Origin of the sequence: Sporomusa sp. (assembly GCF_035561155.1) — a bacterium.
In the GTDB taxonomy this organism is placed as follows: Bacteria; Bacillota; Negativicutes; order Sporomusales; family Sporomusaceae; genus Sporomusa.
On the sequence record NZ_DATMYD010000078.1, the window covers coordinates 1 to 9,539 of the forward strand.

Sequence of the window (9,539 nt, forward strand, 5' to 3'; positions counted from 1 at the left end):
CTCAGACCGGAGCTTTGCCGCCGACTTCCTTCAGATTCGCCCTCACAGGCGACACCCTTGTCTTAGGCTAACGGTTGGCACTATCAACCCCCGTATTGGACTTTCACCAACAAGTAAGCGCCCATGCTGGGCGCACATACATAAGACCCCAAAGTTCAATCAAATTGAACTCTGGGGTCTTTTTTTTATTCGTAGCACTTATTCTTTGCTTTACAGTCTCGGCAGTTTCCAGTACACTGGCTCAAAAGCAGCTTACGACAGCGGGGGCAGCGTATCTCACCCTGCTCGCACACCATCTTACACTGCGGACAAATTTGCTGTTGCATAATACACACCTCTGTCAGGCGATTTAGATTACAAACGCGGCCACTATGGCCCCAATGATAAAAGCAAATACCCAAGAGCTAGCCCAAATCAAAGCACCTTCTTTGTTGCCACGCTCTTTGAACATCACAATTACTGAAGCGATGCAGGGAACAAACAATGTAATGGTAACCAGTGACACCAACGTCTGGGCTGGCGTAAGGTCCATCACGCTTAGACCGGCAGCACCAAAATCACGGCGGATAATACCCATAATAAAGGCTGTGGCGGTTTCTTTAGGTAGTTTAAGCATACCTTCTGTCAAAGGAGCCAGCGCTGACTGAATACCCTCCAACAGCCCACTCAGCTGCAATCCCGAAATAATGAGCGCGCCCAGCATAAACAGCGGCGTAGCCTCTAAGAGAAATGCATACGATTTAGTGACAGTCTTTTTCAGGACGTTTTCGCCGCGCGGTAAACGAATTGGCGGCAAATCAATTAATAGGTCAGAAGACTCACCTGGCAGAACTTTGTTGAGAATTTTGCCGATTACACCCAACACCAGTAATATCACGACAACATAAATCGTAATATATTTCGTTCCAATCCCAGCCAACATTCCGGCGATAACACCTAGCTGCGCCGAACACGGTATTGCTAAACCGAGTACGGCGGTCGCAATCGTCCGTTCACGCTTTGTACCTAAAATCCGGGTAGTAATAGTAGCCATTGTTACACAGCCAAATCCTAAAATAAGGGGAATAACGGCCCGGCCATTTAAGCCGATACTGGTCATAGCCCGGTCAACAAGGGTGGCCAAACGTGGCAGATAGCCTGAATCTTCCATGATCGACAGCGCCAGATAGAAGCCCACAACTAGTGGCAGCAACAGTCCCAAGACATACGTTACTGTCATCGTTAACAGCCCAAATTCACCAATCAAGATTGTGCCGATTACAGATTCTTCACTGATAAACCGCCCGACGACAGCCCGTACCGCTGGCTCGTACATACCCTGCATTACAGTTTCTTCGGTAAAACCGACAATATCCTGAGCAACTATAACACCAATCAGGTAATACATAGCGTATAGCACAATGGCAAAGATGGGAATACCAGTCCATGGCCTTAGCATATACCGTCCCAGCTTAGTGCCAAAGCTAGCGCCTTCGTCAGTATCATGTACTACATGTTTTACTATATCATTCACTCTGTGCCGGCGAGCATGATAGATTTCTTCCCGCAGATCGCCAGCAGGCACACCATGTCGTTCAGCCACATGTTGATCACCCTCAAGAACTAAAAGGGCCTCACCCCAACTACCAATCCGGTTGAGCATACTCTGCAGCTCATTTTTCAAGTCTGGCGGTATATGACCAGTACGGGCTTCGTAAAGCCGGTTCTTAACTTCCTCAACACCTTTGCCCTTTACGGCTACTGTCGAGATAACCGGAACACCCAAAAGGTGCTCAAGCAAATCAATATCCACTTTAAGGCCTTGTTCGGCTGCTTCGTCCATCATATTGACTGCAACAATAGTAGGAATGCCGGTATCAATGACCTGCAGCGTCAGAAATAAGTCTCGCTCCAAATGTACAGCGTCAACTACGTTTAAAATCAAGTCGGCCGTCAAGATAACATCTCTTGCCACTATCTCTTCATCATTGAATGAAGAAATGCCGTATACGCCCGGAGTATCAATAACCACATCTTTCCCGTAGCGGCCATGTGATATATCAACTGTTGTGCCTGGAAAGTTGGACACATCAACATACATGCCGGTTAAGGCGTTAAAAAACACTGACTTACCTACATTGGGATTGCCAACAAGAACAATCTTCTTGGCCCCTTCCGGGATTGCTATATGATCTAAGCTATTATGACAATGATTCATTTTCTCCTCCTGCAGCTAACCATGACTTCAAGTTCTGGTGCTATTTAGCTCCATTTACATCGTTTTAGTATTATGCCGGTCTAACCTCTATATTTTCGGCCAATCGGCGGCCAATCGCAATCTCTTGTTTGCCTCTGCTGACAACAATCGGGCCAGCAGGCAGTTTTTCATAACATTCAACTTCAGCCCCTACGGAAATTCCAAACCTGATAGCCTGAGCCCTGATTGTTGAATTAGGGATAGCGGCAATTAAAAGACGTTGACCGCGTTTCGCTTGAGCAAGTGTCATGGCATATTCCCCCTCAATAATGATTACCGTTATCAGTATATGTATAAAAAAATTTATCCAACAGCTAACCTCCACTATTGCCTCGTTCGCTTGCTTTAAGCGTCGGGATAAGTGTCGCAGAGCTCCTGGATTAGTTCACCTTAAGCCTCAAGGATAAGAGTTCCTCTGAGACAAGCTTCCATTATAACATCATTTTGGTATAAATGACTTTTATTCTCATTCATATTATATGAATTTAATTCTAACCTGTCAAGTAGGAATTGACGTTATTGCCTTTAAAAAACTTCCGGGTAAATCATTTTCGCTAGTTGCTCAATTCCCTCAGCCAATCGGAAGGTCGGACTTGAGACCAGTTTTTCATCAACAATATAGACTTTGCCTTGACGCACTGCCTTGATCTTGTCAAACCCAGGCCGCTGTTTGATCGAATCCTGGGTAATCCCGGGATTCATCGGACCCCGCTGTGCCAGAAAAACGTCAATCTCCTCGGCCTTCATCAAGAGCCGCTCACTGCCATAGGCAGCAATACTGCTGGCAGTTTTTAGCGCTTGAGCATCAGCGGCCGCGTTTACGCCGCCAGCTAGCTTAAGCACGATTCCCGGCATGCTATCTGGTGTAATTGTCCGGTATTCGGTTGCAGTTGACTCAAAGTATACCCGGTTTTTAATCGGAGCCTTGGCGGTACGGTCCGCGACTGCTTTAAGCTTGCCATGAAAAGCAGCCAGTTGATCAGCAGCCTGTTGCTCCCGGCCTGTCAATACGGCCAGTTTTTTAATGTAGCCGTCAAACTCCTCGAACTTTTCAGGGTAAAGGCAAACAACCTTAATATTAGCTTGCTCTAACGTTTTAACAAAGTCAGGATAACTTTGCTTGATAAACGGTCTGATAATGACTAGATCAGGCTGTGCGGCCAACACTTTTTCAGGGTCGGCGCGATAGTCAAACACCTGCTTGTTTTTGGCTGCAGGGTCAGATTCGGCAGGACTGACACCGATAATTTCGGCCTCAAGGCCAAGGGCTATGAGGTTCTCAGTATGGGCCGAGTACAAAGAAATAATGCGTTTAGCCGGCTGTTTAAGCACAATTGTCTGATTTAAATCATCAACAACTTTTATGCCCCCCTCTGCAGGGCCGACTGCCTGTTTGGAAGCGCCGCAACCAACGAAAGCCAACATCAGTATGACGAGGCCAACTACGCTTAGCAATTTGGTTCTCATAGACTTACTTCCTCCATCAAAATTCTTCCTAATATAGGTCTGAGAGCACGGCAAGACCGGTTTCACCTGCGCGGATGACCTTGATGTTGAATACGTCCCAAATGAGTTTAGGGTCGAGTACAACCGGCGCCGGGCCATGTTCGACCAACCGTCCTGACTTAAGGACAACAACGTCTGAACAAAAGGCGCTGGCAAGGTTAAGGTCATGGATAATAGCCACAACTGTCAGCCCCTGCTTAGCGCACAGTTCCTTGAGTAAGTTCAAACATTTAATACTGTAGTAAATATCCATATTGGAAAATGATTCATCCAAAAACAGAATTTCAGGCTGTTGCGCCAAGGCTTTGGCAAATAATACCCGCTGACGTTCGCCGCCGCTTAGCTCAGTAACAAGCCGTCCGGCAAAATCCAGCGTATTTGTAAGCCGCATGACGTTCTCGATGATTTCCAAATCTCCATCATTCAGACCCTGCAGCCTTGTTTTATACGGCGTGCGGCCCATACCAACAATCTCCAGGCAGGTATAGGGGAACTTGATGTCCATATTTTGCGGCACAATAGCAACATGGCGGGCCAGTTCCTCAATCTTATAGGAATTGATATCCCGCCCCTTAATTGTTATATTGCCTGAAGCCGCTTTAAGCTGGCCGGTAATAATGTTGAGCAGTGTCGTCTTGCCTGAGCCGTTGGGCCCAACGATTCCGGTGAAACTGCCTTGCCTGATGTTCAGGCTAATATCTCTGAGCACCGGTTTAGCAGTATAGTCAAATTGTATGTTTTCTACTTTTATCATCTTAAACGCCCCTACCCAAGCGTCTTGTTGCGCATCCTAAAAATGTACACAAAGAAAGGCCCGCCTAACAGTGTCGTCAACACCCCGACAGGTATCTCGATATTTCCAACCGACCGGCCAAAAGTATCGGCTGTCAAGAGCAGCAGGCCACCTGTTAAGCCGCATAATGGAATCAGTGCCTTATTATCCGAACCGGTCAGCATCCTGACCATATGAGGCACAATCAGGCCAACAAAACCAATAATACCGCCAATAGCTACACATACGGCCGTAATGAGCGCCCCGGCGCCGAGGAGGATTGTCCGCAGACGTGAGGCATTAACGCCCAAGCTACGGGCTTCGCGGTCACCTAAAGATACAATATTGAGATCCTCGGCATAATAATAGCACAAAAAACAAGCAGCCAGGATCAGCGGCCAGCCATATAGCACATGCTCCCAGCTTTTAGCTGCCAAACTGCCAATTAGCCAGGCGACTATGGCCGATACTTGCTCACCGGCCAGACTCTTGACCATACTTATGGCTGCAGACAGGATGCTGCTGACAATAATCCCGGCAATCACAAGATTAGCGGACGATACGTAACCACCTACACGGGCCATAGACATGACGATAAGCAGTGTAATCACAGCGCCGCCAAAGGCAAATACCGTAACAGGCAGGCCCCCCTGGGCAAAAATGTTAAGGTAAATGGCCACACTGGCCCCAAACGCCGCCCCAGTCGATACGCCCATGGTATACGAGTCAGCCAGCGGGTTCATCAAAAGCGCCTGAAAGACTACGCCTGCCACAGCTAATCCCCCGCCAACTGCAATGGCGGCTAAAATACGCGGCAGGCGGATATCCCAGATGATGGCCGTTTTAGCAGCATTTATATGGCTATAAGCCTCCTGGCTGCCGGTTATCTTGCCATAAATAACACTTGCGGCATCGACCATACTGATGTCAGCTCGGCCAAACCCGACCGCAGCTAAAGCAAACAGCGCTGTTGCCGCTAAGAGAACCAAGCCCGCTACGCGGATCTTAGCCTGTTTACGGTGAAGAAGCGCCGTTAAAGAGCTGCTGTTCATGCCAATGCGTGTTTACTCACTTTGGAGCGTTTGGTCAGGATGGTTGACAGATAGTTTACTTTTTTACTACCGGCGGTAACCAGATCATGGATAATTTCTTCACCTTCCAGACCGCATTTTGATACCATGACAGCGTTTTCCACCATGCCGTGTTTATTCAGTTTTTCAACAATCTCGGTGTAGTTTTTGTATACTTTCATAAGTACAACGTTGTCAGATGCAGCCAGAACTTTCTCCAACCGCTCATCGTCGATGGTAGCCGGCACAATGCTCAGGATATCGCCGCCTTCAGCCAGTGACATACCTAGACGGTTACCAATGGCCGAGAACGAGTTAACGCCAGGAATATTGATGATTTCGTGGCCTGAATCTTCCAACAAACGAAATACATACATATATGTACTGTACAACATAGGATCACCTAATGTGAGAAAAGCCACTTTTTTGCCGTCATTTAATAACCCCAGGATAATTCCTTTATTGCTCACCCAAGCCTCAGAGAGCGCCTGAGCGTTATAGTTCATCGGAAATATCAGTTCCAAAACCTCACTGCCCTCTTGAATGTATGGACGGGCAATCGACAATGCTGTACTTTCATCTTTTTTCTCAGTTCGGGGAGCAATCACTACATCTGCCGACTTAATGGCATTTATGGCTTTCAAAGTTAATAATTCTGGGTCGCCGGGTCCTACACCGACACCGTAAAAAATCCCTGACATAATCAAACAACTCCTTAAAAAATAAAATCTCTGAACCACACGAGGTGTGACAGAGATTGTTTGCCTAAGCAGACGCAAATCCCCTCCCCATCGCGCGTGGGTGAAAACGGTGATTGTCAAACAGGCAGTTCTTCTGACTTAGGTTCATAGCCAAACTGCGCCTTCCCAAAATAGGTTACTATTTCAGTGGCTTGTTGCAGGAGGCTCCCCTTTACAGCGGCGGGACCGTGCCGGCTTCGCACCGGCTTCCCTATTAAGCCCAAATGGGCACCTGTTCCATATTGATTTACTTAAATTGTATGATTAACAGTAATAAAAGTCAAGAAAATTTATGTCTACGGACATATTCCCAGATGCAGGAAATTAATACTTAATATAGAATATTTTTATCGTTGTTATATGGATTTTCTTCTTTAGTCCAGCAAACTACTCAGTGATCATCAGGAATACATTATTTTAGAGGTGATTATTATGAAAACGCAAACCTTTCCCCTGGTATTTAGCAGCATTTGCATTGCCATTAACCTGGTCTTGGGAACAATTGTGCAAACCTTGAAAATCCCCCTGATATTTCTGGATACACTGGGCACAATCTTGGGCGCAGTCTTGTTCGGGCCATTTTTCGGCGGTGCTATTGGCTTACTGACTAATATCATCCAAGGCATGCTTACAAACCCTAAGAATATCCCTTTTGCCATTGTAAATCTAGCCGTAGGCGTAATTGTCGGCTATATTGCCAAACGCTATACCTTCACCTGGCTGACAGCCCTCTTAACTGGTCTGTTAATTTCCGTGGTCGCTCCGCTCATCGGCACTCCGATCGCTGTTTGGGTCTACGGCGGCCTCACCGGTGGCGGCACTGATTTACTCTTTATCTGGCTTTTAAAAAGCGGACAAAAAATTTTTACTGCCGCCTTCATTCCCCGTATCACAGGCAACCTTGTCGACAAAATTGCCTGCGCGCTGCTGGTAGCCTCACTGGTACGATACTTCCCGGCAAGCATCGTAAGTAAAGCAACCAACCCACTGATTTCTTCTCAAGGAACTAACAATGCTGCGAGAAAATAAATTGGCGATCGTTAGCCACTGCGTCTTAAATCAAAACAGTGTTGTACATAAGCTGGCAAGGTCTGGCGGCAGTTTTCACCAGCTTGTCTCCGTGTTGGCTGAAGCCAGCCTGGGGATTTATCAACTCCCCTGCCCGGAGCTCATTTACGCCGGCATGAAGCGCAAGCCACAAACCTATGAGGAATACAACACGCCTGCATTTGAGACAGTCTGTCGCCAAGCAGCTGATCGGGTACTGCAGGACCTAGATAACTTCCAGGCTGCCGGCTGTGATGTCCGGTTACTCCTTGGCATCAGGCGCAGCCCAACCTGTTCACTTATTGGCAGCCATGGCCATCTGTTCCGGCTGCTTCTGCCTGCGCTTATCGAGAGGTTTCCTAGCATGCTGGTCATGGATGTCCCGCCGGATTATATTGAAGGACAGTCGCATGAATTTGAGTCGGTCCTGCGTCAGGCGCTTCAGGACCAATAAAGAAAACACGGCTTGCGCCGAGCCTCTGGCGAAAGCGGAAGCCGATGTTGCCCTTATCCAGGCGGAAAGTTATACTTTCAAACAGGATAAAAAAATAATTTTAAACGCGCTAAGGGAATAATCCCTTAGCGCGTTTAAGTTATTTGCGAAGTTTCAGCTTGACCTGATGGATGATATCGCCATAAATTCCGTGTGCACTCTCCATGACAGTCTCTGAGAGCGTGGGATGTGGATGAATCGTATGGGCAATATCCTTAGCTGTTAACCTGTTACGGATGGCCAAGGTGCCCTCCATGATGAGGTCACTGGCATGAGGGCCGAGGATGTGCATACCCAGCATCTTACCGGTAGCAGCGTCAGTAATGATCTTGACCAAGCCGTCGGTTTCCCCCATAGATACCGCTTTGCCGTTGGCTGCAAAATTAAATTTGCTTGACTTGATTTCAAGCTGCTCAGCGGTTGCTTCTTCTTCAGTCAAACCGACCATAGCAATTTCGGGAGTAGTAAATATACAGCTGGGAATAGCGCTGTAATCCATAACCGAATCAAGGCCCATAGCATTCTCAGCAGCCACTATACCCGCCGTTGACGCGGTATGCGCCAGCATGCTTTGACCGGTAACATCACCGATGGCATATATACCTGGCACACTGGTCTCCATATGTGTATTTACCTTAATACCTGTGCGGTCATATTCAATACCGGCCACGTCCAGACCCAGTCCCTCGGTCACAGCGCGGCGGCCAGCCGCCAGCAGTACCTTTTCCACGGTAAACTCCTGCGCACCTTTAGCTGTATCAGCTTTTACCAATACGCCGCCCTGGACCTCTTCAATGGCCGTCACCTTGGCGCCTGCCAAGGTTTTAATGCCTTGTTTGCGCAGAATAAGCCCCATACGTTTGACCAAGTCGCTGTCGACCATGGGCAGAATGGTTGGGAGCATTTCAACAATTGTAACTTCACAACCAAATGCCTTCATGATAAAGCTAAACTCAATCCCTACTACCCCAGCACCAATGACCAGCATACTTTTTGGTACTTGAGTCAGTTCTAATAGTTCATCGCTGGTGATCACTGCCGGTAGTTCCCGCCCCGGTACCGGGATAGAACTAGGCACTGAGCCAGTTGCAATAATAACCTTATTGGCGTTAAAGGTTTCTGTGCCTGAGTCAGTGGTAACTTCCAGAAGGTTTGGGGCGATAAGCGCTGCCGCACCGTAGACTACGGTGATGTCATTGCTCTTAACCAACTGCTCAATACCGCCTCTGAGCCCGGCAACAACTTTGTTTTTCCGTTCCATGATGGCTACAAAATCAAAACCGGTATTCTCGGCTCTCAGGCCGAATTCGGCACACCGTTGCAGTTCTTCCCACTTTTCAGCGCTTTTAAGCAGCGTCTTAGTGGGGATGCAGCCGCGATTCAAGCATACGCCGCCCATGTTTTCTTTTTCGACTAACAGTACTTTGCCACCTAATTGCGCTGCGCGGATGGCTGCCACATAGCCGCCTGGCCCACCGCCAATAACCGCTACATCAAAGTTCATTGTAATTACCTCCCGGTGTGACTGACTCAAAAGAACCGTCCGAAACCACTGAAAAAGTCAAATATAAAGCGATATAGTCCCATTTTTGGTATAATATAGGTAGATATAAATGACGAAAGTTGGGGCTCTCGTATGTTTAAACTTAAGCCGAAACAATTGAGTCTATACACA

Annotated in this window: 9 protein-coding genes and 1 riboswitch; of the genes, 2 read left to right on the forward strand and 7 right to left on the reverse strand. The window is 47.6% G+C overall.

What is annotated here, in order from left to right; genetic code table 11:
- Positions 1-349: 349 nt before the first annotated feature.
- The 6 genes from feoB to cobI all read right to left on the reverse strand — a co-directional run bounded on the left by feoB (position 350) and on the right by cobI (position 6,285).
- Entirely contained in the window at positions 350-2,197 is a 1,848-nt protein-coding gene (gene feoB / locus VN447_RS09920) for a ferrous iron transport protein B (RefSeq protein ID WP_325525142.1), read from the reverse strand.
- A gap of 70 nt (positions 2,198-2,267) precedes the next feature.
- On the reverse strand, positions 2,268-2,486 hold the full coding sequence (locus VN447_RS09925; RefSeq protein WP_325525144.1) for a ferrous iron transport protein A: 219 nt from the start codon (positions 2,484-2,486) through the stop codon (positions 2,268-2,270).
- Between the two features lie 275 nt (positions 2,487-2,761).
- Positions 2,762-3,703: an ABC transporter substrate-binding protein gene (locus VN447_RS09930; protein ID WP_325525145.1), complete on the reverse strand. Its 942-nt coding sequence runs from the start codon at positions 3,701-3,703 to the stop codon at positions 2,762-2,764.
- 28 nt (positions 3,704-3,731) lie between these two features.
- Positions 3,732-4,496: an ABC transporter ATP-binding protein gene (locus VN447_RS09935; RefSeq protein ID WP_325525147.1), complete on the reverse strand. Its 765-nt coding sequence runs from the start codon at positions 4,494-4,496 to the stop codon at positions 3,732-3,734.
- Between the two features lie 11 nt (positions 4,497-4,507).
- Complete coding sequence (locus VN447_RS09940; RefSeq protein ID WP_325525149.1) at positions 4,508-5,566, reverse strand: iron ABC transporter permease; 1,059 nt, start codon at positions 5,564-5,566, stop codon at positions 4,508-4,510.
- On the reverse strand, positions 5,563-6,285 hold the full coding sequence (cobI, locus tag VN447_RS09945) for a precorrin-2 C(20)-methyltransferase (RefSeq protein WP_325525151.1): 723 nt from the start codon (positions 6,283-6,285) through the stop codon (positions 5,563-5,565). Before cobI ends, VN447_RS09940 begins: the two co-directional genes overlap by 4 nt.
- A 106-nt stretch (positions 6,286-6,391) precedes the next feature.
- A riboswitch (cobalamin riboswitch) is annotated at positions 6,392-6,575 on the reverse strand.
- Between the two features lie 181 nt (positions 6,576-6,756).
- Between cobI and VN447_RS09950 the strand changes: the two genes are divergently transcribed.
- Together VN447_RS09950 and VN447_RS09955 are read left to right on the forward strand one after the other, a co-directional pair.
- On the forward strand, positions 6,757-7,353 hold the full coding sequence (locus VN447_RS09950) for a CD3073 family putative ECF transporter S component (RefSeq protein ID WP_325525152.1): 597 nt from the start codon (positions 6,757-6,759) through the stop codon (positions 7,351-7,353).
- Complete coding sequence (locus VN447_RS09955) at positions 7,337-7,825, forward strand: hypothetical protein (RefSeq protein ID WP_325525153.1); 489 nt, start codon at positions 7,337-7,339, stop codon at positions 7,823-7,825. Before VN447_RS09950 ends, VN447_RS09955 begins: the two co-directional genes overlap by 17 nt.
- Before the next feature lie 139 nt (positions 7,826-7,964).
- Here the strand turns inward: VN447_RS09955 and lpdA are convergent, their stop codons facing one another.
- Complete coding sequence (lpdA, locus tag VN447_RS09960; RefSeq protein ID WP_325525155.1) at positions 7,965-9,368, reverse strand: dihydrolipoyl dehydrogenase; 1,404 nt, start codon at positions 9,366-9,368, stop codon at positions 7,965-7,967.
- Positions 9,369-9,539: the final 171 nt, after the last annotated feature.